Raw genomic sequence first — 25,220 nt, 5'->3', positions numbered from 1 at the left:
CCGGCTTCCGGCCGCCGCGTCGGCGTCTGCCGACACCGTCGCGCCGGTCGCGGCCGCCGACGCCGTCCGATGCGAGGCTGAACCCCAGGGGGGGTTTGCTTTCGCAGCGACGAGTGCCGGCCAGTGCGGCGCAGATGGCATCGCCGTCATCCTCGGCGACGGCCTGCTCGCTGTGATCAACCCATTGACACGGCCGTGGTTTGCCCGGAACCATCAGCGACAGTCCACTGCTCCTGTCTTCGTAGGTCACGAGTTCTTTTGACAACGATGTCAGGCTGCGGGGTGCCACCTCCGAAGGGGAGTGCATGGCCGAGATCGGCGGCTCAGCACCACGGGTAGGGCAGGTCAATCAGCAGGTCGTCGCGGCGCCGATGACGGCGTCGACGCCCACGCCGACGGACGGCTCGTCCGGCCCGCGCGCCCGGTAATCACATTCGCGCTCCACCGCGATCGATCAACCGCAGCAGCCACGGTCCTCTCTGCCCAGACGTTCGACGCGCTCGACCCGGATCGAGTCGAAAGGCCCCGCCCCCATGTCGCATTCCCCCCTGGCGCGCCCCTTGTCCCCCCGACTGTTCGCCGCCACAGCTGCGGCCCTGCTGCCGGCGGGACTGCTCGTCGCCGCGCCCCCGGCGAGTGCCGTGCCCACTGCGGCGCCGCCCGGCAATTTCAGCTCCTCGTTCGAGTCGGCCGACCCGCAACCCGCCGCGAGCACCGTCGAGGTCGACGCGAGCGGTAAACCGGTCCAGGCGAACCTGAGCGGCTCGAGCCCCACGGGACTGCCCGGCAGCCTGCTCGGTCAGGTCGCCGCGGTGACCGCGAGCGCCGAGAACCCGCCGAACGAAACCGCCGCGAACCTCACGGACGGCAATTCCTCGACCAAGTGGCTGGCGTTCAACCCGACCGGCTGGGTGACCTACCAGCTGGCCAAGCCGGCGGCGGTGGTGCGGTACACGCTGACCTCCGCGAACGACGCCCCGACCCGTGACCCCAAGGACTTCACGGTGCAGGGGTCCAACGACGGCAGCACGTGGACCGACCTGAACAGACAGACAGGCGAGAGCTTCAGCGGGCGGTTCGCCACGAACACCTACAGCTTCACCAACACGACCGCCTACGGTTACTACCGCCTGAATGTCTCCGCGAACTCCGGTGACTCTCTCGTTCAGCTCGCCGACTGGGACATCAGCGACGGCTCGAACGTCAGGCCGCCGGCCACCCCGATGGTCAGTGTCGCCGGCACCGGTCCGGTCAGTGGCCACAACATGAAGCCCAGGGCCGGATTCACCGGGCTGGCTTCGCTGCGATACTCCGGCGGCGCCGAGGCCGACGGCCGCTCGTACGCGACCAACAAGGTGTTCGAGGTCGACATCCCGGTCGGGCCGAAGACGCGGTTGTCCTACAAGATCTTCCCTGAGTTCACCGGCCAGGACACTCAGTATCCGTCCACCTACGCGGCCGTCGACCTGCACTTCACCGACGGCGGCTACCTCAGCCTGCTTTCGCCGGTGGACCAGCACGGATACCCGCTCACGGCCGCCGGGCAGGGCGCGTCGAAGGTGCTCTACGCCGACCAGTGGAACGCCGTGCAGTCTGAGATCGGGGCGGTCGCGAACGGCAAGACGATCGACCGCATCCTGCTCGCCTACGACGATCCCCATGCGACCGCCTCGACCCGCTTCCAGGGCTGGCTCGACGACATCACGCTGGCGGGCGCTCCGACCCCGATCGACGGCTCCAGCCTCACCAATTACGTCGATACCCGGCGCGGGACCAACGCATCGGGCTCGTTCTCGCGCGGCAACAACCTGCCGATCTCGGCGATGCCGAACGGCTTCAACTTCTTTACGCCCGTCACCAATGCCACCTCGAACTCGTGGGAGTACGACTACCAGCGGAACAACAACACGGCCAACCTGCCCACGCTGCAGGGACTTGCGATCTCGCACGAGCCCAGCCCGTGGATGGGTGATCGTGACCAGATGTCGGTCATGCCGGTACCGGCCGGCGGATCGCTCACCGGAACGCCCAGCCGTCGGGCGCTCGCCTTCAGCCACAACGACGAGATCGCGCGGCCGGACTTCTACCAGGTCACCCTGCAGAACGGCCTGATCGCCCAGATGTCGCCCACCGACCACGGCGGGATCATGCGGTTCACCTTCCCGTCCGGGCAGGCCACCGGAAGCCTCGTCTTCTACAACGGCACGTTCACCATCGGTACGGACGACACGTTCACCGGCTGGGTCGACAACGGAAGCGGCCTGTCGGCCGGTCGCAGCCGGATGTTCGTGTCCGGCACCTTCGACCGGGCCCCGACTACGTCCTCCGCCACGTCCGCCACCTTCGACACCTCGGAAGACGGGCAGGTGACGCTGCGCATCGCGACGTCATTCATCTCGGTCGACCAGGCACACAGGAATCTCGACCTGGAGGTCACCGGCAACAGCCTCGACCAGGTCCACGCGACCGCCACTGCGGCATGGGAGGACCGGCTCGGCCGGATCGACGTTCAGGGTGCGACCGAGACGCAGCTGGTGACGCTGTACTCGAACCTGTACCGGCTGAACCTGTATCCGAACTCGCAGTCGGAGAACACCGGCACCGCCACCGCGCCGCACTGGCGGTACGCGAGCCCGGTGTCGTCGCCGACCGGCACGTCGACCGCCACGCAGACCGGCGCGAAGATCGTCGACGGGCAGATCTACGTCAACAACGGGTTCTGGGACACCTACCGCACCGTGTGGCCCGCGTACTCGCTGTTGTACCCCGACATCGCAGCCAGGATCGCCGACGGGTTCGTCCAGCAGTACCGCGACGGCGGGTGGATCGCCCGCTGGTCGTCGCCCGGCTACGCCGACCTGATGACCGGCACCAGCGCGGACGTCGCGATGGCCGAGGCCTACCTCAACGGCGTCGAGCTGCCCGACCCGCTCGGTGCCTACGACGCGGCGGTCAAGGACGCGACCGTGGCGTCCGGGCGCAGCGAGGTCGGCCGCAAGGGCATCGAGACCTCCCTGTTCCTCGGTTACACGCCGACCTCCACCGGCGAGTCGGTGTCGTGGGCGTTGGAGGGCTTCATCAACGACTACGGCATCGGCAACATGGGCGCGGCCCTGGCCAAGGACCCGGCCACGCCGAAGTCGGAGCGCGACCGGCTCAATGAGGAGTCGCGGTACTTCCTGCAGCGTGCCCGCAACTACGTCAACCTCTTCGACGCGAAGACGAAGTTCTTCCAGGGACGCGACGCGGCCGGCAACTTCCTCGTCGGCAACCCGCTGGACTGGGGTGGCGTCTACACCGAGACCGACGGGTGGAACTACGCGTTCACCGCGCAGCAGGACGGTCAGGGGTTGGCCAACCTGTACGGCGGGCGGAAGGCGCTGGAGCAGAAGCTCGACGAGTTCTTCGCCACCCCGGAGAATGCCGACCATCCGGGCGGATACGGCGGAACGATCCACGAGATGCTCGAGGCGCGTGCGGTGCGCATGGGCCAGCTCGGCATGAGCAACCAACCGTCGCACCACATCCCGTACATGTACGACTCCACAGGCGCGCCGGCCAAGACGCAGGCGATCGTGCGGGAAATCCTGCAGCGCCTCTACGTCGGCAGTGAGATCGGCCAGGGCTACCCGGGCGACGAGGACAACGGCGAGATGTCGGCGTGGCACATCCTCAGCTCGTTGGGCATCTACCCACTGCAGGCCGGCTCGTCCAACTGGGCCATCGGTTCGCCGCAGTTCACCAGGATGACCGTCCACCGGCGTAGTGGTGACCTCGTCGTCAACGCGCCGAACAACAGCACCAAGAACGTCTACGTGCAGAGCGTGGAGGTCAACGGGAAGGCGCAGCGCGGGGTGTCCATCGACTCGACGGTCCTCGCCGGCGGCGGCACGATCGACTTTCAGATGGGCCCGGACCCGTCATCCTGGGGCACCGGCGAGAACGATGCGCCGCCGTCACTGACCAAGGGCAGCTCCGTGGCCAAGCCGTTGCAGGACGCCACCGGCCCCGGTCTCGGCGCCGCCACCGCGAGCGGCGGGCAGGACGCCGCCAAGCTGTTCGACGACTCGTCGACCACCCAGCTGACCTTCGCCGGCGGCACGCCGCAGATAACCTGGGTGTTCCGCGGCGGCAAGCAGACGCCGAGCTACTACACCCTCACCTCCGGGGCGAGCGCGGGCGACCCGACGGATTGGCGGTTGCAGGGCTCCAACGATGGGATCACCTGGACCACCGTCGATTCCCGCAGCGGCGAGGCGTTCCCCTGGCGCAACCAGACCCGGCCGTTCAGGATCAGCCATCCGGGGCAGTTCGCGCAGTTCCGCCTGGCCGTGACGAAGACGGTCGGTGCGGCGCAGACCAACCTCGCCGAGATCGAGTTGCTCGCCGGCGGCGACGTCCTGCTTGGCGGCGGCGCCGTCGCGGTCACCGCCGCGAGCGGCGTGCACGCCACGTCCGGCGCCGCGGTGTCGGTGCCGCTGGCCGCCGTCACCGGGGGTACCCCCTCCGGCTATCAGGCCACGATCGACTGGGGTGACGGCTCGCCGGCCACCGCAGGCACCCTGTCCCTGAGCTCGCGCGCCGTATACAGCGTCAGCGGCTCACACACCTACGCCAAGCCGGGCTACTACCAGGCCGGCGTCACGGTGACTGACGGCACCAGCCAGAGCGAGGCAACGGTCGGCGTCGACGTGGCCTACGCGCCGAGTTCGAGCCTCGCCGCGGCCTACGACACCGTCTGCATCGGCGACGAAGGCGTCCTCGCCGCGAACTGCGACGCCAAGTCGTGGGCGTACTCGCGTGCCGCCCTCGCGGCAGCCGGTGTGACCCAGGGCCAGCAGCACCAGGTACCCGGAACGGCACTGCACTTCACGCTGCCGGCGATCCCGGCGGGGCAGCCGGACGACGCGACCGGCAACGGTAGGACGGTCGTTCTCAACCTTCCGGCCGACGCCAAGAGCATCTCGTTCATCGGCGCCGGCACGCAGGGCGACCAGAGCACCACCGGCACGGCGACGTTCAGCGACGGCAGCACCGCCAGCATCCCGATCCAGATGAGTGACTGGACGCTGGGTGGCAACGCCAACGGCATTCCGTCCTACGGCAACATCGTCGTCGCCAAGGCCGCGTACCGGCTGAGCGGCACGAGCCGGGACGGCGCACAGCCGTTCCTGTTCGCCACCACGCCGTACCAGATCCCGGCGGGCAAGACGCTCGTCTCGGTGGCCCTGCCGACGCAGACGGGCGACCCCGGATCGGCGGGCAGGATCCATGTGTTCGCCATCGCCGACGACGGCACGCCGGCCGCCGCGGTGGCGACCACCGCCCCGAAGGACCAGACGGCCACCGCCGGGCAGGTCCTCTCGGCGAACCTCGGCTCGGTGACCGGCGGCGTTCCCGACACGACGGGCTACCACGCGCGCGTGCAATGGGGTGACGGCACGGTTCCGGACGACGTCACGGTCGGCCCGTCCGGTGTGATGACCGGAGAGCACACCTACGCGCAGGAGGGCACGTACACGGTGCACGTCACCGCATGGGACACCCTGTCGAGCAGCACTGAAACCTTCACCGTGACCGTGGCGCGTGGCGGACTCCAGCCGACGATCGCGGTGTCGGCGTCCGCCACCGTCGCCGCCGGTGACGCGATCAGCGTCAACGGCAGCGGGTTCGCCGCCGGCGAGCAGGTGACCGTGACTCTCGGCACCAGTCCCTCGCGGAGCATGACGGTCGCGGCGTCCGCCGCGGGAGCGGTACATGCGTCAATCGCGACGTCCCGTGACGCGGAGGCTGGCCGGTACTCCGTCACCGCCGCCGGCGCGTCCTCGCGGACACCGGCGACGGCGACCGTCCAGGTGACCGGGCAGCCGGAAGTGCCGACATACCAACCGCAGGTGGCGCTGTCGACGGCGTCGGGACCGCGCGGTACGTCGATCACGGTCGACGGTTCCGGATTCGCGCCGAATGAGGCGCTCACGATCAGCTTTGGTGACGGCCTCGCACTCAGCACCGTGCGCGCGAACGGTGACGGCGTCATCTCTGGCGTGACCGTCAGCGTTCCTGGGACTGCGAGGGCGGGCTCGACCAGCATCACGCTGACGGGCGCCAATTCGGTGACGCGGGTTGCCCTGCCCTTCACCGTCACCGGCCCGAACTGAGTCGGGGGTAGCAGACCCGCCGTGGGCGGGGCCGTGATCACGGCCCCGCCCACGGCGGGGTGGATCTGCGTGAGTAAGAGATCGCGCGGGTATGGCGTCGGGATTCATGGTCGGCGGGTCGGGTTGTAGCCGGGGTGCACCGAGTCCTTGCCGTCGGCGAACTCCGGCAGGTCCGGCCAGACCTTGCTCAACGCCTCGTAACTGGCCCGCCCGAGCAGCATCGTCGTGCTCGTGCTGCTCGCGACCGTTGAGCTCGTAGGCCTCCTCGACGAACTCGATGTCCTTGAGCGTGGAGCAGACCGGGGCAGAGCCGGCGCGGAGTGGGGTGGGACGCCAGCGGCGCTGGGCAAACGCCGGTGCGACGTGGCACGATCGCGCAGGTGACCAGCAGACCCGCCGCGGCGCAGCACCTGAGCGACCTCGCACGGCTGCGCCGCGTTCGCGACCGGATCGACCGGGAGTACGCCCAGCCGCTGGACGTCGAGGCGCTCGCCCGCGGCGCGCACATGTCGGCCGGGCACCTCAGCCGCCAGTTTCGGCGCGCGTACGGCGAGTCGCCGTACGCCTATCTGATGACGCGGCGCATCGAGCGCGCGATGGCGCTGCTGCGTCGTGGCGACCTCAGCGTCACGCAGGTCTGTTTCGCGGTCGGGTGCGCGTCGCTGGGCACCTTCAGCACTCGCTTCACCGAGTTGGTCGGTGTGCCGCCCAGCGTCTATCGGGACCAGGCGGCGCGCGCGACGGCGGGGATGCCGCCGTGCGTCGCGAAGCAGGTGACCAGACCGATCAGGAATCGAGAAGCGCCGGCCCCCGGGCCGCACCTAGCCTGACTGCCATGGACATCACCATTCACACGAGCTTCCTCCCGCACGACGACCCGGACGCCTCCCTGGCCTTCTACCGCGACACCCTCGGCTTCGAGGTCCGCAACGACGTCGGATACGGCAAGATGCGCTGGATCACGGTCGGCCCCGCCGACCAGCCCGGCACGTCCATCCTCCTGGCGCCGCCGGCCGCCGACCCCGGCGTCACCGACGACGAGCGCCGCACCATCGTCGAGATGATGGCCAAGGGCACCTACGGCTGGATCCTGCTGGCCACCCGGGACCTCGACGGCACCTTCGAGAAGCTGCAGGCCGGCGACGCCGAGGTCGTCCAGGAGCCGATCGAGCAGCCGTACGGGGTTCGCGACTGCGCCTTCCGCGATCCCGCGGGCAACCTGATCCGCATCCAGGAGCTGCGTTAGCCGTCCGGCGATCGCGGTCATGACCTGCACAGACGGCACCGTGAAGGAGCCCGCGCACGACGTCGGTGGCGGCCGCTTGGTGGCCACCGTCCTGGGAGCCGCCAGCGGGTGTGCGGGCGGCACCAGCGCACGACTACCGCGAGATCGCGCGAAGCGTGTCAACGACGAAGCGGTGGTCTTCCAGTTGCGGAAGCCCGGAAACGCCGAACCATCCCACCACGCCGGTGGCGCGAACGCGCAGTGGCACTGCGCCCCCGGCGGCCGCATACCTTGAGGCCGGCAGTCCGAACTTCTCCAGCAGCGTCACCTGCTTGTCCTGGCAGAGCCGTGCCATGTACAGAGACGAGTGCTCGAACCGCATCACGACCCGTCCCTTGCGACGCAGCCACTCGTCGTTGTCCCGAGTCGAACCCGGCAGGCCGCAGTGGAACAACTGGCGTCCGGCCCGCCACACACCCACCGCGATCGGTAGCCGCTGCTCCTTCGCGGCGGCAACGGCCAGCATCCCCAACTCGTACGCGTCCGACTCCGACAGGGCCGGAAGCTCCAGCTCGCCCTCCTCCCGCAGCAACTCATCCAGCGTCGGCCACGGGTCATGGTCGAGTGGCATACGCACCTCCTCCTCGTCGAGTGGGGGACTGCCCCGGGTTTGGTTGTCGCGGTGTTGAGTGGTTCAGGCCGCGTGTGCGTGCCTGTTGATTGTCTCAAACCCGATGGGGAGGCGTCGTTAGCGTCGCCGTAGCCGGGGCGGCCGGCGGCGGGGTGGGCGCGCTCATCACCAGGCGCAGGGGGCGTAGTCCTTCAGGAAGCAGCCGTACAGGTCTTCGCCCTGTTCGCCGCGGACGATCGGGTCGTACACCCGGGCTGCGCCGTCGACCAGGTCCAGCGGGGCGTGGAAGCCGGCGTCCGCCAGCCGCATCTTCGTCGGGTGGGGCCGCTCGTCGGTGATCCAGCCGGTGTCGACGCTGGTCATGAGGATGCCGTCGGCCAGCATCTCCTGGGCGCTGGTCCGGGTCAGCATGTTCAGCGCGGCCTTGGCCATGTTGGTGTGCGGATGCCCCGGCCCCTTGTAGCCGCGGGCGAACTGGCCCTCCATCGCCGACACGTTCACCACGTACTTGCGGCGGGCGGTCGCTGCGGCCATCGCCGGTCGCAGCCGGCTGACCAGCACGAACGGTGCGGTCACGTTGCACAGCTGCACTTCGAGCAGCTCGACCGGGTTCACCTCGTGCACCCGTTGCACCCAGCTGTTGACCGGGTCGAGGTCCGGCACCAGACCGCCGGCGTCGATGGCGGTGGCTGCCGCGATCCGTTCCGGCGACGCGGAGCCCCCGGTCAGCGCCAGCGCGGTGAGCGCGTGCGGGGGGATCGCGGCCGACTGCGGCGCGGCGGTCAGGCTGCCCGCCGGGTCACCCCGGCCGGCCGGTTTGGCGAACGTGATCATCTCCGGCAGCGGCCCGTCCGGCAGGGCCGCCGCCTCCGCGGCGACGAGCTGCGCGTACGCCCCGGGCGTGCGGCGGACGGTCTGCGCCGCGTTGTTGATCAGGATGTCGAGTGGTCCCTGGTCGCTGACCGAGTCAGCGAGGGCGATCACCTGGGCGGGGTCGCGCAGGTCGATCCCGACGATCCGCAGGCGGTGCAGCCAGTCCCCGCTGTCCGGCATCGCGGCGAATCGGCGGACCGCGTCGTGCGGAAACCGCGTGGTCACCGTGGTGTGCGCGCCGTCGCGCAGCAGTCGCAGCGCGATGTACATGCCGATCTTCGCCCGGCCGCCGGTGAGCAACGCGCGCCGGCCGGTCAGGTCGGTGCGGGCGTCCCGGCGCTCCCGGTTGAGCGCGGCGCAGGGCGGGCAGAGCTGATGGTAGAAGGCGTCCACCTCGCGGTAGCGGTTCTTGCAGACGTAGCAGCCGCGCGGATTGTGCAGGAAGCCGGCCGTCGTCGCACCCACGGTGGGGGAGGCGAGCGGGATGCCCTGGGTCTCGTCGTCGATCCGGCCCGGGGCGCCGGTGGCGGTGGCCGCCGTCACCGCGCGGTCGGCCGCCGCGATGGCATCCCGCCGTTCCTCGCGTCGCCGCTGCTTGATCACCTTGTAGAGCTTCGCGGTGGCCCGTTGCACCCGCACCACGTCGGGGTGATCGGGAGGCAGGTCCTCCAACGCCTCAAAGACGCTGAGACAGGTCTCCAGCCGGCCGGGGTCAATGCCGTATTGACCGGTTTCGGTAACGTTGTCCGTCGTCATGCCGTCGCTGTCTCATCCCGTTCCCTGCGCCGAATCTATCCGGCCCACCCCAAGTCCGACCCGGAACTGTACGCACCGCACCGCCTCCGACGCATCCCGCGGCGCCGCGGATCTCGCCCTGTCGGAGAGCGGTGCGGCTGAACCGGTAGGTTTGGTGCGGCTTGTCGCGTCGGTGCCTTGGGGTAAGGGTGTTCGCGGTCGGGTCAACAACGCCACACGCGCGGCCCAAGGTTCTGGTCGTCGTCGCGGGCTTTGGTCAGCGCCTGCCCCACGACCAGCCCCGTGTCGGACACGCCCGCCGCGCGGCTGGTCTGCCCGCTGGGCACCGCAAGCTCGACAACGGCACCGTCACGCAGTACGGCGCCGCTGGCGACGACCCACCCGGAGGCGTTGACCGCCTCTCCCGGTCCGTGCGTCCCCAGCTTGGTCACCTCGCCGGTCTGGAGGTTCCACAGCGCCCCGGCCCCGGACGGCCACATACCGCCCGTCGCCCAGTCGCCCTGTGCCGCGTAGGCGGCGGCCCTCTGGCCAGCCGGCAACTTCAGCTTCCGGCCGTTGCCCTGCTGGTCCCAGGCGTACGCCACGGTGGCAAGGCCGTCTTTGTACATCGCGCCGACGATCGTGCCGTCGTCGTTGATGTCCTGGGCGTTGGCCCCGGCGGGAAGCGGCAGCTTGACCGCGGTCGTCGACCCTGCCTTCCAGAGCAGGACAATGCTGTCCTTGCCGCCCGAGTTGCCGCGCGGCTCCACGTTGATGATGACGTCACTGGAGCCGTTGATCGCCGGGGTCGGGTAGGGGTGCCAGTTCCCCGGCGGGGTGAGCAGCCTCGTGTACGCGCCATTCTCGTAGCGGAAGACGTACTCCTGCTGCCCGTCCTGCACGAGGCCGACCACTACCCCGTTGGCGTTGACGGCGGTCACCTGGACCGACTGTCCGAGCATCGGCAATGCCTGCGGCTGCCCGTCGGCCCACAGGATCGGCCGGAAGTCCTGCCCGACGACGCCGTTCCCGACGACGTACTTGCCGGTCGGATCCACCGCGACGGCGGTGACATCCTTCAACCCGGACGGGACGGGCAGTTCCGTCATCCGGCAGAGGCTGGCCGGGCGAGTCGAGGCAGTCGCCTCCGCCGAGGCGGAGGCTGGGCCCGGACCTGCCGGCACCGTCGGCTGCGCTCCCGCCCTGGTCAGGATCGGCGGCACTGCGAGCAGCACGGCTGTGGCCAGCGCCACGCCCCCGGCCGCTTGTACCGAGCGGCGGCGAAAGGCGCGCCGGCGTCCGGCGCGGACCAGCGCGTCCATCTCGATGCGGCTGCGCGGCACGTCGACCGCTTCCAGCCGGTCCCGCAGTTCCTGTTCCTCGTTCATGAGTGGTCCCCCGCTCCTTGTGAGGTCGTGATCGGATGCCGTGCGTCGAGCGCCTGACGCAGGGTGGCAAGACCCCGCGAGCACTGGCTCTTGACGTTGCCCACCGAGCACCCGAGGGCCTCCGAGGTCGCCTCGACCGACAGGTCACCGAAGTAGCGCAGCACCACGACCGCCCGCTGGCCCTTGGGCAGCGACCGCAATGCCGTCAGCAGCGCGTCTCGCTCCTCGACACCGTGGTCGGCGGGTGCGGACAGTTCCGGTACGCGGTCGCCGAGCAGCACCTTCGACCACCCGCGCCGCCGTTCGTCGAGGTAGCGCCGCACCATGATCCGGTGCACGTACCCGTCGAGGTTGTCCGCCCCGGCGGCTCGCTTCCAGTTCACGTAGAGCGCCGTGAGTGTCGCCTGGACAATGTCGTCCGCCTGAAACGCGTCGGCGCAGAGCAAGTACGCCATGCGGTGCAGGCGGGGCAACCGCGCCGTCACGTACTCGACGTACTCCCGTTCGAGGTCGGGCGGCATCCTGCTCCCTTTTCAACCCGTGTCGAAGTTGTTCTCTGGTCGTCTACTTGTCGCAGCCGGGTTGGGAAAGGTTGCATGGCGATCTGGGGCTGGGCGGGCGTCGGGCCGACAACCGAGAACCTGGTTGGCCGCGCACCATGCGGTGACGGTGGGGTGTGCGTGGCGGGGAACGCTATCCAAGATCAGGTGCAGCCTCCGACATGGCCAGCTTGTGCCGGACCCCGTCGGGCAGCCGCCACGCCGGTCACCTGAGAGCCACCCTGACCGGCTGCCCGTCGGCTGACCGGATGGTGACGGTGACCTGGTTGCCGTCGACCGTCACGTGTCCGTCCTCGGCCGACACCTGGCGGTCGGTGGAGAACACGGCGACGTCCTCGGCCTGGGTGGGCCGCAGCAGCACCTCGTCCGCCGACCGGGACACCAGCTCGCAGCTCGTCTCCACCAGCGTGGCGGCCCCCACCCGCAGACCGGCGGGGAGCATCAGTCCGGCCCGCGCCGGAATCCGCAGCCGTCGTCCGGACAGGACGGGTCGGTCCCGGTGGCGCAGGGTGAACTCGACGGCCGACGGGGCGACGTTGAGCAGGTGCAGCAGGCGTTGACCGGCGCGGTCGACGGTGGAGGTGAGTACCAGGCCGGGCTCGTCGGCGTCGTGTCGCAGGCGAGGCCGTACGCCCAGCCGTTCCAGGGCCGCTCGCCAGAAGTCGAGGTGGCAGGGGTGGTCCGCCGCGATGATCAGGGCCCTACCGGCGCCGACGGCGACCTCCATCGCGCACGGTCGGCCGGAGCCGACCTCGACGAGTACCGGCTCACCGGCGCCGGCGAGCAGTTGGGCGTAGCCGACGCGCACCTCCGCCGGCCCGGTTGCCCAGCCGCGTCCGACCACGGACGGGAAGTAGTGCGGGCCGCCCTCCATCCACCCGTCGGCGGTCAGGCCGAGTGCGTCGGCGAGCAGGGTGCAGGGCGTGCCGTCGTGACCCCGCTCGGGCAGCGGTCCGTGCAGGAGCAGCCGCCCACCGGCCCGGAGGTGGTCCACGAGCCGCCGCTGCACGTCCGCGCCGAGCGTGGGCGCGGTGGCCAGGGCGATCACCCGCGGGCTGTCGACCGGTGGCGGCGCCTGCAGGTTGACCGCGGGGAAGGAGAACCCGCCCAGCAGCAGGGCCCGGGCCAGCACGTCCCGCGAGCCCATACCCCGGAACCGCTCCAGTTCGCCCACCTGATCGGTCCGGGCGGTCGAGCCGGAATGGCGGTACTCGGTGAGGTAGTGGTCGGGTACGAAGCCCAACGCCAGCCCGTCGTGCTCCTCGTCGCCGTCGGCCAGCAGGTCGGCCACCCCCCGGACGGTGTGCAGCGCGCGTCGCGCGGCGTCGTACGTGGGGTTGAGCCGTCCTTCCGGGTCGACCGGGGCGGCGAAGCCGTGCCGCTCACCGGTGAAGGCGAGCCGGTCGTTGCCGTCGCCGACCGGCTCGGCCAGCGGCGGATTGTGGCCGCCGGCGAACAGGTAGAGGTTGAGCAGCCGGTTGCCCTGGGCCACGCAGAGCCGGGTCTTCAGCTCGATCGCCTCGGGTGGGTGGCGGACGGACAGGTCCTCACCGTAGTCGCCGTTGCCGGCCTCGAACTCCAGGCAGGTCAGCGGCTGGTCGGGCCCGTGGGTCGCGGCCAGGAAGGCGTTGGAGGTGTACAGGTCGGCGACGTTGGTGACGGTCAGGTCGCCGAGGTAGTGGTCCGAGCCGGAGGTCAGCTGCGGCTGGCCGCGGTAGGCCTCGAAGAGCTGGCTGATTCCGATGGGGAAGGTTCGCCCCCGGCCGCCGGCGGTGCCGTGCACGTTCACCAGCAACGGCACCCCACGGACGCCGTGCCGTTCGGCGCTGTCGCGCAGCGCGGCCACGTAGCGGCGGTAGCGGTCCCGCATGTAGCGGCCCAGGTCGTCGTGGAGCGTGAGGGACTGTCGTTCCGCCGGGGTGCGCAGGGCGGTCGCCCAGGCCCGCGGGTCGGTCGGGTCGGCGCCGATCCGGGCGGCCGCGCCCTCCTTGCCGTACCGGTCGACCGCCCAGCGGGCCAGGTCGGCGCAGAGCCCGGCGGTGAGGTCGGGGGAGTTGGTCACCCAGGACAGCATCCCGATCTCGTTGTCCAGTTGCACCGCCACCACCGGCCCGCCGCGGCCGGCGAGCCGGTCGGCGATCACCGGCATCACCTGGGCGTACCAGGCGTCGGTGGCGGCGAGGAACTCCGGCGCGAGGTAGTCGATCGTGCGGGTGCTGGTCGGCGCGCCGTCCCAGGTGGTGGGGAGCAGGTGCGGGTGCTCCTCGTACACCCGGTACGGGATGCCCTCGTTCTTGACCTCGGCCATGATGAACGGCCCGGGCCGGACCACCGCCCGTAGCCCGCGCTGGTGGGCGAGGTCCAGGAAGCCGGCGAGGTCGCGTTGTTCGTGTGTTCGACCGGTCAGGTCGACGGAGCCGTCGGGCAGTTCGTGCCACAGCCACGGCACGTACGTCGCGACGGTGTCCCCGCCGCACTCGCGCAGCCGGTCGAGCCGGTCGGCCCAGTCGGTGCGGGCCAGCCGGAAGTAGTGCACCTCCCCGCTGAGCAGCAGGTGCGGCCGGCCGTCGATGACGATCCTGCGGTCCTCGAGTAGCACCGTGGACATGTGGGGCAGCGCTCCCTCATCGGAGATTGTGGACCCGACCCTTGTGAACTTCGACGCGTCTGCATATGGTCGCCTGAAACCGGTTTCTGTTAACCGCACGTTACGGATCGAGGGAGTCATGGGCAACAGCCGGCTCACCGTCCGCGAGATCGCCCGACTGGCCGGTGTCTCGGTCGCGACCGTCTCGCGGGTCTCCAACGGCACCGGTCAGGTGTCCGAGGAGATGCGCCGTCGGGTGCTCGAGGCGATCGAGAAGCACGGCTACCGCCCCGACCACCTCGGTCGCGCGCTCGCCGCCGGTCGGCACGGCGCGCTGGGCCTGGTCTTCCCGGGCCTGTCCGGTCCGTACTTCACCGAGTTGATCCAGGGCTTCGAGTCCGAGGCCGTTCCGTCGCGGGCCAGCGTGCACATCCTCTGCACACATCTGCGTTCGGACTCCGACGCGCAGGTGCTGGAGATGGCCCGGCGGGTGGACGGGCTGGCGGTCATCGGCGGCACCATCTCCGACCCGACCCTGCTCCGGCTGGCAGAGATGGTGCCCGTCGTGGTCGTCGCGGGCGAGGGTCCCGGCGCCGTGCCCTCGGTACGGGCCGAGAACGCCGCCACCATGGCCGAGCTGACCCGGCACCTGCTACTCGATCATCACCTGACCGACCTGGTGTTCGTGGGCAACCCCGAGGGGTCGCCCGACGTCAGCGAGCGCTGGGCCGGTTTCCTCGCCGCCCACCGGGCGGCGGGGCGCACCCCGCCGGCCTCGCCGGTCGCGGTGAGCATGCAGCAGGCCGACGGCGTCCTCGCCGCCGAACAGCTGCTGCGCCCCGACAGCCGACCCGGCGGCGTGGTCTGCGCCAACGACGAGACCGCCCTCGGTGTCCTCGTCGGAGCGCTCGGTCGGGGCCTGCGGGTGCCGCAGGACGTCGTCATCACCGGCTTCGACGACGCCCCGATCGCCGCCCTGGTCAACCCGGCGCTGACCACCATCCGCCAGCCGGTCCGCGAGCTGGCCGCCGAGGCGGCCCGGCTGATCCTCACCGCGGTGAACGAGCCCGAGCGCGCCCCCTGCGGCGACATCGTGCTGCCCACGGAACTCGTCCTGCGCCGCAGCTGCGGCTGTCCGGCTAACCCCACGACCGGAGGTACCGGCACATGAGGAGAGCCCCGGTTCGTCCGCCCCGGCGACATACCTGTTCGACAGTTGAGCCGCATCGGTCGATCCACTGTAAGCGCTTTCGGTAGGTGTAACCGCATTTCATCCCGCTTTGGGGGCCATGGTGAACCCGCAGGATCGACGGCAGGTGACGATCTACGAGGTCGCCCAGCGGGTGGGCGTCTCGATCGCCACGGTGTCCCGAGCCCTGCGGAGCAGCGGCGAGGTGGCCCGGGAGACCCGTCGGCGGGTCCTCGAGGCGGTGGAGGAGCTGCAGTTCCGACCCAGTCGCCTGGGGCAGTCGCTGGCCGAGGGCCGGCACGCGGCCAACGGCATCGTCTTTCCGGACCTGTCCGGTCCGTACTACGCCGAGGTGATCCTCGGGTACGAGGAAGTCGCCGCGGAACTCGGCAGCAGCGTCCTGATCCTGGCCACGCACGGGCGGACGGATCCGGGCCGAAAGGTGCTCGACCTGGCCCGTCGCGTCGACGGCATGGCGATCATGGGCCGGACCGTGTCCGACGGCGTGGTCGCCCAGGTCGCCGCGACCGGCATGCCCACCGTCCTGCTGGCCCGGCCCCCGGTCGGCGAGCTGGACACCGTCACGACGGACAGCGACGCCAGCGCACGCGAGCTGGTCGCCCATCTGCTCGCGCACGGCCACCGGCGGTTCGCCTACCTGGGCGACCCCGACGAGTCGTCCGACGTGACCGCCCGCTACGGCGCCTTTCGTGCGGCGCTCGTCGACCGCGGAGTTCGGCCTCCGCGTGCGCCGCTGCGCTGCGCCTTCGACGTACCGGCGGGGCAGGAAGCGGCGCGGCGAGCGCTCGCGGGATCGCCCCGTCCCCAGGCGTTGGTCTGCGCGAACGACGAGGTCGCGTTGGGGGCGCTGGCGGCGGCGAAGCAGCTGGGCCTGTCCGTCCCCGACGACGTCGCGATCGTCGGCTGGGACGACGTGATGGCCGCCCGGTACGCGGGGCTCACCACGGTGCGCCAGCCGATGCGCGAGTTGGGCGCGACGGCGGCCCGGTGGCTGCAGGACCGGGTGGCGAGCAGTCGTCTCCCGGTGCGGCGAGAGGTGCTGCGAACACAGCTCGTCATCCGCACGAGCTGCGGACAACATCCGAACGAAATGGAGGTTCCGTGATGAGAACAGGGACCCGTAGAGGCGTCGCCGTGGCCCTCGCGGCGGTACTCGCGCTGAGCGGCTGCGGCCGCGACAGCGGCGGAGGCAACCAGGGGGCCGCCAAGCCCGTCGGCGAGGGCAAGGCGAAGGGCGACATCACGGTCTGGGCGATGGGCACCGAGGGCGAGAAGCTCTCGGTGATCGCCGATGACTTCATGAAGGAGAATCCGGACGCGAAGGTCACGGTGACCGCCGTCCCCTGGGACGGGGCACACGACAAGCTCGCCACCGCCATCGCCGGTAAGCAGACGCCCGACGTCAGCCTCATCGGCACCACGTGGATGGGCGAGTTCGCCAAGACCGGCGGGCTCGACGTGACCCCGTCCGATCTGATCAAGAAGGACGACTTCTACGAGGGCGCGTGGAACACCACGGTCGTGGACGGCACCTCCTACGGAGTGCCGTGGTACGTGGAGACGCGGCTGCTCTATGTGAACAAGGCGGTCGCCACCAAGGCCGGGGTCACCACCCCACCGAAGGGCTGGGACGAGTTCAAGTCAGCGATCAAGGCGCTCAAGGACAAGGGCGGCGCCAAGTGGGGCGTCAACCTCCAGCCCGGCCAGACCGGCTCCTGGCAGACCGTCATGCCGTTCGTCTGGCAGAACGGCGGCGACGTGGCCAAGGACGGGAAGTTCACCCTCGACAGCCCGGAGGCGGTCGAGGCCCTCGCCTTCTACAAGTCCTTCTTCGACGAGGGACTCGCACCCAAGGACCTGCCGCAGGGCGCCCTTGAGCCGGCGTTCGTCAAGGGCCAGATCGGGGCGTTCGTCTCCGGTCCCTGGCACATCAGCGTGCTGAAGGACCAGGGCGGCGCCGGCAAGTACGACCTGTGGCCGATGCCCACCAAGCAGTCGGGCACGTCGTTCGTCGGCGGTGGAGACCTGGCGGTGTTCAAGGACGCGAAGAACCGCGACGGCGCCTGGAAGTTCGTCTCCTACCTCTCCCGCCCCGAGGTGCAGGCCAAGTGGTACAAGACGGTCAACGACCTGCCCGCGGTCAAGAAGGGCTGGGACGACCCGGCACTGAGCGGCGACCCCCAGCTGTCGGCGTTTGGCAAGCAACTCGAGGACGCCAAGTCGCCGCCCACCATCGCCACCTGGGAGCAGGTGGCCGCAGCGATCGACGGCGAGGTCGAGAAGATGTGCAAGACGGGACAGAAGGCGGAGGACGCCGCCAAGGCGATGCAGCAGCAGGCCACCTCGATCGGCACCGGGACCTGACATGACCGCGGTCGCGTCCGACGCGTCCAACCGACGGGGGCGCAGTGGCCTGCGCCTCCGTCGGGCCGCCGTCGGCTGGGGCTTCGCCCTTCCCTTCACCGCGCTGTTCGTGGTCTTCATGGCCGGGCCCGTGCTCGCCTCGCTGCTGATGAGCTTCACCGACATCCGCAGCGCCGACCTGCGCAACCCGCTCGGCGTCAACGTCGTCGGGATGCACAACTACAGCCGGCTGCTGCATGACGAGCTGTTCGTCAAGGCCGCGGTGAACACCGCCATCTTCGTGTTCGCCGGCGTGCCGCTGACGATGGTGGCCGGACTGGCGGCGGCGCTCGGGCTGAATTCGGGCCTGACCCGGTTCCGGTCCCTGTTCCGGGTCGGCTACTACCTGCCCGTCGTGACCAGCATCGTGGCGATCTCCGTGGTCTGGCGCTTCCTGCTCCAACCGGACTCGGGTCTGCTCAACAGCCTGCTGGGACTGGTCGGAGTGGACGGGCCGAACTGGCTCTTCGACACGCGGTTCGCCCTGCCGTCGCTGATCGTGATGGCTGCCTGGCGCAACCTCGGCTACCAAATGGTGATCTTCCTTGCCGGTCTGCAGGCCATCCCGCAGGAGCTGTACGAGGCCGCGCGCATCGACGGGGCGACCACCTGGCAACAGCTGCGGTACGTGACGCTGCCCGCGCTGCGCCCGACCCTGCTCTTCGTCGGGGTCATCGCCACCATCGGCTACCTGCAGTTCTTCGAGGAGCCGCTGGTGATGACCCAGGGCGGCCCGCTCAACTCGACGTTGTCGGTCTCGTTCCACATCTACAACCAGTTCGGCTTCGGCAACTACGGCTACGCCGCGGCGATGAGCTACGTCCTGTTTCTGGTGATCGTGCTGATGTCGATCCTGTGGTTCCGGCTGCTGCGCTCCGAAGAGGGTAGGTGATCCGATGTCGACACCGGTGACCGCAACCGGCCGGCGGGAACGTTCGCCCGAGGCCCCTGAGGCAGCCGGACGGCGTACGACGCGGCGCCCTCGGGACCGGGCCGCCACCATCGTCCTGCACGTTCTGCTGGTGATCGGGCTCCTCGCCATGGTCGGCCCGTTCGTCTGGATGCTGCTGTCGTCGTTGAAGCCGGAGAGCGAGATCCGGCTCGTCCCACCGACCTGGTGGCCGCACGACCCGACGCTCGGCAACTTCCGTGACCTGTTCGCCAGGCTGAACTTCCCGACGTACTTCCTGAACTCGGCGATCGTCGCCGGCCTGATCACCCTCGGCAATCTGATGTTCTGCTCGGCGGTCGGCTATGCCCTGGCCAAGCTGCGCTTTCCGGGCCGCCGCGCGCTGTTCGGTCTGGTCCTGGGGTCGGTGATGGTCCCCGGCATGGTGACCTTCGTCCCGTTGTTCGTGCTGGTCGCCAACATGGGCCTGACCAACACCTACGCCGGCCTGGTGCTGCCCTTCCTGGCCTGGGCGCTGGGTGCGTTTCTCATGCGCCAGTTCATGCTGTCCATCCCGGACGAGCTGATCGAGTCCGCAAGGGTGGACGGCGCCGGCGAGTTCCGTATCTTCCTCCGCGTCGTCCTGCCGCTGTGCCGCCCGGCGCTCGCCGCACTGGGCATCCTCAGCTTCCTCACCTTCTGGAACAGCTTCCTGTGGCCCCTCGTGGTGGCTACGACCGAGGACAAGTACACCCTTCCGGTCGCCCTCGCCCTGTTCAGCGTGGGCCAGAACCAGACCAAGTTCGGGCTGCTGCTCGCCGGTTCCGTGGTGGTGGTGCTGCCCGTGCTGATCATCTTCCTCCTGCTGCAGCGGCACTTCGTCCGCGGCATCGCCACCACCGGCCTGAAATAGCCGCCGACGGTGGCGTGACGACCCGGAACATCCACCTCCGGAGGTAGCCAATGATCCGTCCCTGCCGTGTCGCCCTGGCGGCGGCACTCTCACTCACCCTCGCCGCGTCCGGCGCGGCCAGCGCCGCCGCGGCGGCGCCGACCGGCTCCCTGGCGTCGGCCGTCAGCCCGTCCGCAGTCACCGCGTGGTTCACCGACACGTGGCGGTCGATGGCCGCGATGACCGACCCGCAGACCGGGCTGCCCGCCGACAACATCGGTGGCACCCTGGCGCCGGCAAGCCGTGCCCGTTACACCTCGCCCACCAACATCGGCGCGTACATCTGGTCGGCGGTCGCCGCCCGCAAGCTGCACGTCATCGGAGAGCAGGAGCAGGTGCAGCGCATCTCGCGCGCCCTCGACTCGCTCGCCAGGCTGGAGCGGCACCCCGACTCCGGCATGTTCTACAACTGGTACGACCCAGCCACCCTGCAACTGCTCCGGACCTGGCCGGAGAACGGCTCGACCGTCTATCCCTTCGTGTCCAGCGTCGACAACGCCTGGCTCGCCGCCGCCCTGATGATCGTGCACAACGGGGTGCCGCAACTGCGCCACAAGTCCGACCCACTGCTCGACGCCATGGACTTCGGCTTCTACTACGACTCGCAGGCGCGCGGGCCGGACGTGCCGGTCGGGCTGATGCGCGGCGGCTTCTGGGTCGAACCGCCCCCCGGCTGTTCGACCAAGGGCAACTACGAGCACCGCGGTCCGGACGTCTACTACACCTGCCACACCTACGGGGCGTTCAACAGTGAGACCCGGATGATCAGCTACGTGGCGATCGCGCTCGGCCAGGTGCCGCCCGCGCACTACTTCGCACCGTGGCGTACCTTCCCCGACACCTGCGACTGGTCCTGGCAGGAGATGCGCCCGGTCGGCGAGTGGCGGGAGTACCTGGACGTGCCGGTCTTCGAGGGCGCCTACCGCTACCGGGGCCTGCAGTTCGTGCCCACCTGGGGCGGTGACATGTTCGAGGCTCTCATGCCGGACATGTTCGTGCCCGAGGAGCAGTGGGGCCCGGACAGCTGGGCCCGGAACCACCCGGTCTACGTGCGCGGCCAGATCGAGCACGGGATGAACGACGCGAGGTACGGCCACTGGGGCTTCTCGCCGGCCTCGGATCCCCAGGGCGGCTACCGCGAGTACGGAGTGGACGCCATGGGGCTCGACACCAACGGCTACGCGAGCGATGAAGAGCGCACCAGCGTCGACTACGGCTTCGCGGGCTGTCCCGGGCGGCCCGCTCAGCCGCCGCCCGCCGCGTACGGCGACGGTGTGGTGACCCCGCACGCGGTGTTCCTCGCCATGCGCTACGCGCCGGCCGACGCGCAGGCCGAGCTGACGCGGCTGCGCAACCAGTTCGACAGCTACGGGCCCGGCGGCTTCTACGACTCGGTGGCCGTACGCAGCGGCACGGTGGCGAAGCGGTACCTGGCGCTCGACCAGGGCATGATCATGGCCGCGCTCGGCAACCTGTACGGCGGCGACATCCTGCGGAAGGAGTTCACCCGCGGCGGTGCCGAGCGGTACCTGCACCCGGTGATGCGGATCGAGGAGTTCTCCGTACCAGCCGAGCAGTAGCGGGGTTCGCGGCCGGAGCCTCGCCGGCTCCGGCCGCGCTCCAGCTCACGGCGACGTGGGCCCGGCGGCGTGGCCCGAGGGGTGGCGCTTTCCCGGTCAGGCGCCGGGGAGCTCGACCAGGACCACGCCGGGTTGCGGTAGCGCCAGGTCGATCACGCAGGCGCCGCCGTCGCTGGCCGGCTGAACCTTTTCCGCCGGCAGGGTGTCGACGGCACGCAGCGCCTCCCACTGCTCGTCGGTGGGCCAGTCGCCGACCCCGAGCCGCTGCGCCAGGGTGGTGACGTCGCCGTGCTCACGGTCGAGCCGGGTGACCGTCGCCGGCCAGCCGGCGGCCCCGTCGACGGTCAACCGGACCCGCCGGGCCAGCGACGCGTCGCCGTCGCGCTTGGACTGGTCGAGGGTGCTGTTCCACACCAGGATCGCCAGGCCGCCGTCGTCGCGCCGGCTGGCCCAGGTCTGCACCAGGCCCGCCGCGCCGTCCCCGTCGGCGGTGACCGGCAGTTCGGTGTCGCCGAGCTGGGCGAGCATCCACAGCGCGTGGTAGCGCGGCTTGGCGATTCCCCCGACGGTGATCAGCCCGAAGCCGCCGTGCAGCAGGCGGGGCGGCCGGCCGAGTTCCTCGAAGTGGTCGCTGGCCACCCAGTAGGACAGCGCGTCGACCCGACCGGCCGCCGACCGCATCCCGGTGAGCAGGAACGCCGCGGCGGAGGCGCCGTCGTTGACCGGGTGGAAGTGGGTGGGGGTCACCCCCCATTCGGTCCACAGGATCCGCGCGTCCGGCACGCCCAGCCGGGCCAGAGTGGGCCGCAGGTCCAGCGGGGGACTGCCGTAGGTGTGCGTGGAGACGAAGTCCACCGGAGCGCCGGAGGCGGCGGTGTGTTCCAGCAGCGCGTCCACCCAGCCGGCCGCCGCCGAGGACGGCCCGCCGACCGGGATGCGCGGGTCGACGTCCTTGACGGCGCGGGCCGTGACGTCGTACAGCCGCATCCATTCTTCCCGGGTGCCCGACCAGAACACCTCCAGGTTCGCCTCGTTCCACACCTCGAAGTCCCAGCCGAGCACCTGCTCGCCGTAGCGGTCGAGCAGGTGGGCGACCAGGGCGCGGACCAGGTCGGCCCAGCGGTCCCAGTCCCGGGGCGGGGAGATGACACCCCGGTAGCCGAACACCGTGCGCTCGGGGTCGCTGGCCAGCTGACCGGGCATGAATCCGATCTCGACCACCGGTCGCAGCCCCACGGACAGGAGCAGGTCGTAGACCTCGTCGACGCGGCTGAAGTCGTACACCGGCTGACCGTCCACCTCGCGGTAGACACCGAGGTCGTCGTGCAGGATCGCGTGCGCGCGAACGGCGTCGACACCGATCTCGTCATGCACCCGGCGCAGCGCGGCCAGCAGCTCGATGCCGATCTCCCGGCCGCCCGAGGTGTCCCGGCACAGTAGCTGGGACAGCCGCTCACTGCCGATCATCGGCCGCCACGGCCGGTGCAGGGCCGACCCGTCGGCCGCGGCGTCCAGCCGCAGCGACACCGTGGGTGGGTCGTCGCCGGCCGGCTGCGCCGTGGCCGGCACCGGCTCGCTCAGCGGCCCGGTGAGGGTCACCTCCGGCACGGAGGCGACCGCGTAGGCGTATCGCCGGCCAGGCTCGCCGGTGGTGTCGACGTACCAGGTGTCGGGCATGGCGAGGACGTCGCCACCGAGGTGGTCGACCGGGGTGAACCCGCCGTCGGGTGTCCCGTCGCCCGATGGGGCACGGTGCACCAGGTAGCCCACGGCGCCGTCCACCGGCTGCCAGGAGACGCGGACGTGGCCGACGCCGTCGCGGGCGGTCAGCCCGGCCGGCGGCGGCAGCTCCGATGCTGGTCGTACGCCGCTGTCGTCGCTGCGCCGGGCGATCCGGGCCTCCCAATCGGATCGAGCGCCGGACGGCTGCTGGTCGTTGACGTTCGTCACCGGGCACCTCCAGGCCTCACGGTTGGTCCGGTCCGAGCACTGTAACCGGTTACCGCGCCGACTTCGAGCGGTGCTGGTAGTCGATGTCCTCGGGCCGATCACGGCCGCGCGCCGGAGACAACCGCTCGGCAGCCGGTACGCCTGTCTGCCACCGTCCAGGATGGGCAGACCGACGGGTACGCCGCCGGGCCCGGCGAATGCTCCTCGCGGGCGGGTGCACCGAGTCGGCGGAGCCCACCCAGGCCAGGCCGACGGTCCGGGCGCGCGCCGCCGCGCCGTCTCCGACGCTCGACACGGCTCGTGCCGAGTTGGTCGAGGCGTTGCAGCGGTCGCAGGGCGTCGCCCACCGGTATGCGGTGCGCGGCAACCTGCCCGAGGGGCAGAACGTCAAGGGCAGCGGCGCCTTCGACCCGCAGGCGCGCCGTTTCCAGGCGACGATCGCGGTCACCGGCGGGAAGTACCTGACGTCAAGTCGTTCCTCCCCGTGGGCGCGCCGAGCGTCGTCTCGCTCGGCATGCCCCTGTCGCCGTTCTCGATCACGACCGACGACCAGGGCTGGGTCATCTCGATCAGGGTGGAGATCACCCCCGGTACGGGCCCGAAGCTGACGATGACCACCACGATGAGCGGTCACGGGAAGCCGCTGAAGATCAAGGCACCGGCGCGGGCCGGGGAGGCCGCGGACTTCTACTACGACTGACAGCCATGCGCCTACTCCTCCCGTTCGCGGTCCGTCGCACTTCCCCTCAGCCGCGCACCCCTGCGCCGCCACGGCGCCGCCAGGATCAGAACGGCCAGTACGACGGCAGCGCCCAGGCCGAGCCCGGTGGGCAACGGGAACGATGACGATTCCTCCGCCCGACCCTGGCGCTCGCCCTTGACCGGGACCACGGGACGGTCGTCCTTCTTTTCTTCGGGTGTGACCAGGCGGCCGACGGACGCGTCGGGAGGAAGAGCGAAGCCCCAGTTGAGCAGCGCTGCCGCCTCTCCGAAACTCCCCAGCGGCGCGGTCTCCGCGCCGAGCAGGGTCACCGCGAGCCGTCGGCCGTTGCGTTCGGCCACGCCGACGTACGTCTGCCGAGCCAGGTCGGTGAAGCCCGTCTTCCCACCGAGCGTTCCGGGGTATATGCCCAGCAGCGTGTTGTCGTGGGTGATCTCGAACCCCGGCGTTCCCGGCCGTGCCGGTATCTGCGCCACCCTGGTCGCGATGTAACGCCGAAAGTCTTCCCGGGCGAAGGTGGCCCGCGCGATCAGCGCGAGGTCGTATGCGCTGGTGTATTGACCGGGGCCGTCCAGGCCCGAGGGGGTTGCCGCGTGCGTCTGGTTCGCGCGCAGCCGGCGCGCTTCGTCGTTCATCGCCTGCACTCCGCCCTGCCTACCGGCGTTGCCACCGCCGACGCGAGCCAGCACGTTCGCCGCGTCGTTCCCCGATCTGAGGAGGAGCCCCAGCCACAGGCTCTCGATCGAGTACCGGCCACCCTCGGCCACCCCCATCAGCGAACTGGCCGGATCGAGGTCGTGCAGATCCGCCCTGGTCACCTCGACGACCTGGGCCGGATCGAGGCGGGGCATCAGGGTCGCCGCCAGCAGCAACTTCTGCACACTGGCTGGCGTTCGGTGCTCGTGGGGGCCGCACCCGCCGAGAACCTCACCGCTGTTGAGGTCCGCCACGAGCCAGGAGGTGGCGGTCACTGCCGGTGCCATCGGCGCAGCCGCAGGAATGGCCAATCCTGCCGTCGCCAGCGCCTGCCCCCCGACTGCCCCCTCGGCGGGGTCAACCGGTGGCGCAGACGGTGCGGCGGGCGGGGGCACCGGCGGCTTCACGGCCGGGCATGGCACGTGCGGCGCGGCTGCGGCCCGCGTTGGTGGCGCGACCGCGACAGCGGGCGGAACCAGGATGGCGCTGAGAGCGACGGCGGTAACCCGAAAGATGGTCACGTTAACGTACGGTAATCGTCAGCAAGGCTGATGCGGGCCGATTGGCAAAGCACGCCGCAGGACGGCGAGGAAACCCGGCTTTCAACCCCTCCGGCTTCGCTGGCCGACACCCAACTGCTCCCCCCATCATCTCGTACGGGG

The 25,220-nt window shown here is 70.5% G+C and carries 17 protein-coding genes; 10 read left to right on the top strand and 7 right to left on the bottom strand.

Features of this window, described 5'->3' with window-relative positions; translation table 11 throughout:
* The first annotated feature begins 533 nt into the window (after positions 1 to 533).
* The 3 genes from ACTWO6_RS19960 to ACTWO6_RS19950 all read left to right on the top strand — a co-directional run bounded on the left by ACTWO6_RS19960 (position 534) and on the right by ACTWO6_RS19950 (position 7,404).
* Positions 534 to 6,158: a GH92 family glycosyl hydrolase gene (locus tag ACTWO6_RS19960; protein ID WP_446215348.1), complete on the top strand. Its 5,625-nt coding sequence runs from the start codon at positions 534 to 536 to the stop codon at positions 6,156 to 6,158.
* A 380-nt stretch (positions 6,159 to 6,538) separates the two neighbouring features.
* The gene (locus tag ACTWO6_RS19955) at positions 6,539 to 6,988 is read left to right on the top strand and encodes a helix-turn-helix transcriptional regulator (RefSeq protein WP_446215347.1); all 450 of its coding nucleotides are present in this window, start codon (positions 6,539 to 6,541) and stop codon (positions 6,986 to 6,988) included.
* Between the two features lie 5 nt (positions 6,989 to 6,993).
* The gene (locus ACTWO6_RS19950; RefSeq protein ID WP_446215346.1) at positions 6,994 to 7,404 is read left to right on the top strand and encodes a VOC family protein; all 411 of its coding nucleotides are present in this window, start codon (positions 6,994 to 6,996) and stop codon (positions 7,402 to 7,404) included.
* Between the two features lie 133 nt (positions 7,405 to 7,537).
* On the opposite strand, the gene ACTWO6_RS19945 is transcribed toward ACTWO6_RS19950, so the two are convergent.
* The 5 genes from ACTWO6_RS19945 to ACTWO6_RS19925 all read right to left on the bottom strand — a co-directional run bounded on the left by ACTWO6_RS19945 (position 7,538) and on the right by ACTWO6_RS19925 (position 14,178).
* Positions 7,538 to 8,014 carry a heme-degrading domain-containing protein gene (locus ACTWO6_RS19945; protein ID WP_446215345.1) on the bottom strand — a complete coding sequence of 159 codons (477 nt, stop codon included), beginning with the start codon at positions 8,012 to 8,014 and terminating at the stop codon, positions 7,538 to 7,540.
* 165 nt (positions 8,015 to 8,179) lie between these two features.
* Positions 8,180 to 9,643: an SDR family NAD(P)-dependent oxidoreductase gene (locus ACTWO6_RS19940; protein WP_446215344.1), complete on the bottom strand. Its 1,464-nt coding sequence runs from the start codon at positions 9,641 to 9,643 to the stop codon at positions 8,180 to 8,182.
* A 203-nt stretch (positions 9,644 to 9,846) separates the two neighbouring features.
* Positions 9,847 to 11,010, bottom strand: a complete 1,164-nt coding sequence (locus tag ACTWO6_RS19935; RefSeq protein ID WP_446215343.1) for a hypothetical protein — start codon at positions 11,008 to 11,010, stop codon at positions 9,847 to 9,849.
* Positions 11,007 to 11,531 carry a SigE family RNA polymerase sigma factor gene (locus ACTWO6_RS19930; protein WP_446215342.1) on the bottom strand — a complete coding sequence of 175 codons (525 nt, stop codon included), beginning with the start codon at positions 11,529 to 11,531 and terminating at the stop codon, positions 11,007 to 11,009. Before ACTWO6_RS19930 ends, ACTWO6_RS19935 begins: the two co-directional genes overlap by 4 nt.
* A gap of 244 nt (positions 11,532 to 11,775) precedes the next feature.
* Complete coding sequence (locus ACTWO6_RS19925; RefSeq protein ID WP_446215341.1) at positions 11,776 to 14,178, bottom strand: beta-galactosidase; 2,403 nt, start codon at positions 14,176 to 14,178, stop codon at positions 11,776 to 11,778.
* Between the two features lie 118 nt (positions 14,179 to 14,296).
* On the opposite strand from ACTWO6_RS19925, the gene ACTWO6_RS19920 reads away from it, so the two are divergent.
* The 6 genes from ACTWO6_RS19920 (at position 14,297) to ACTWO6_RS19895 (ending at position 21,191) form a co-directional block, all read left to right on the top strand.
* Positions 14,297 to 15,328, top strand: coding sequence for a LacI family DNA-binding transcriptional regulator (locus ACTWO6_RS19920; protein WP_446215340.1), 1,032 nt, complete (start codon positions 14,297 to 14,299; stop codon positions 15,326 to 15,328).
* Between the two features lie 145 nt (positions 15,329 to 15,473).
* Positions 15,474 to 16,472, top strand: coding sequence for a LacI family DNA-binding transcriptional regulator (locus ACTWO6_RS19915; RefSeq protein WP_446215339.1), 999 nt, complete (start codon positions 15,474 to 15,476; stop codon positions 16,470 to 16,472).
* On the top strand, positions 16,472 to 17,731 hold the full coding sequence (locus tag ACTWO6_RS19910) for a sugar ABC transporter substrate-binding protein (RefSeq protein ID WP_446215338.1): 1,260 nt from the start codon (positions 16,472 to 16,474) through the stop codon (positions 17,729 to 17,731). The genes ACTWO6_RS19915 and ACTWO6_RS19910 overlap by 1 nt, the downstream gene beginning before the upstream one ends.
* A 1-nt stretch (position 17,732) precedes the next feature.
* Positions 17,733 to 18,662: a carbohydrate ABC transporter permease gene (locus ACTWO6_RS19905; protein WP_446215337.1), complete on the top strand. Its 930-nt coding sequence runs from the start codon at positions 17,733 to 17,735 to the stop codon at positions 18,660 to 18,662.
* 4 nt (positions 18,663 to 18,666) lie between these two features.
* A complete protein-coding gene (locus tag ACTWO6_RS19900; protein ID WP_446215336.1) occupies positions 18,667 to 19,572 on the top strand; it encodes a carbohydrate ABC transporter permease in 906 nt (301 codons plus the stop codon).
* Positions 19,573 to 19,622: 50 nt separating this feature from the next.
* Positions 19,623 to 21,191, top strand: coding sequence for a glucoamylase family protein (locus tag ACTWO6_RS19895; protein ID WP_446215335.1), 1,569 nt, complete (start codon positions 19,623 to 19,625; stop codon positions 21,189 to 21,191).
* Between the two features lie 96 nt (positions 21,192 to 21,287).
* Here ACTWO6_RS19895 and ACTWO6_RS19890 read toward each other — a convergent pair whose 3' ends face one another.
* Positions 21,288 to 23,141, bottom strand: a complete 1,854-nt coding sequence (locus tag ACTWO6_RS19890) for a GH39 family glycosyl hydrolase (protein WP_446215334.1) — start codon at positions 23,139 to 23,141, stop codon at positions 21,288 to 21,290.
* 484 nt (positions 23,142 to 23,625) lie between these two features.
* On the opposite strand from ACTWO6_RS19890, the gene ACTWO6_RS19885 reads away from it, so the two are divergent.
* The gene (locus tag ACTWO6_RS19885) at positions 23,626 to 23,841 is read left to right on the top strand and encodes a hypothetical protein (RefSeq protein WP_446215333.1); all 216 of its coding nucleotides are present in this window, start codon (positions 23,626 to 23,628) and stop codon (positions 23,839 to 23,841) included.
* 11 nt (positions 23,842 to 23,852) lie between these two features.
* On the opposite strand, the gene ACTWO6_RS19880 is transcribed toward ACTWO6_RS19885, so the two are convergent.
* The gene (locus ACTWO6_RS19880) at positions 23,853 to 25,079 is read right to left on the bottom strand and encodes a D-alanyl-D-alanine carboxypeptidase family protein (protein WP_446215332.1); all 1,227 of its coding nucleotides are present in this window, start codon (positions 25,077 to 25,079) and stop codon (positions 23,853 to 23,855) included.
* Positions 25,080 to 25,220: the final 141 nt, after the last annotated feature.

It is taken from the genome of Micromonospora sp. IBHARD004 (assembly GCF_052814115.1).
Note: the sequence above shows the minus strand (reverse complement) of the source record. Positions and strands in the feature narration are given on the sequence as shown.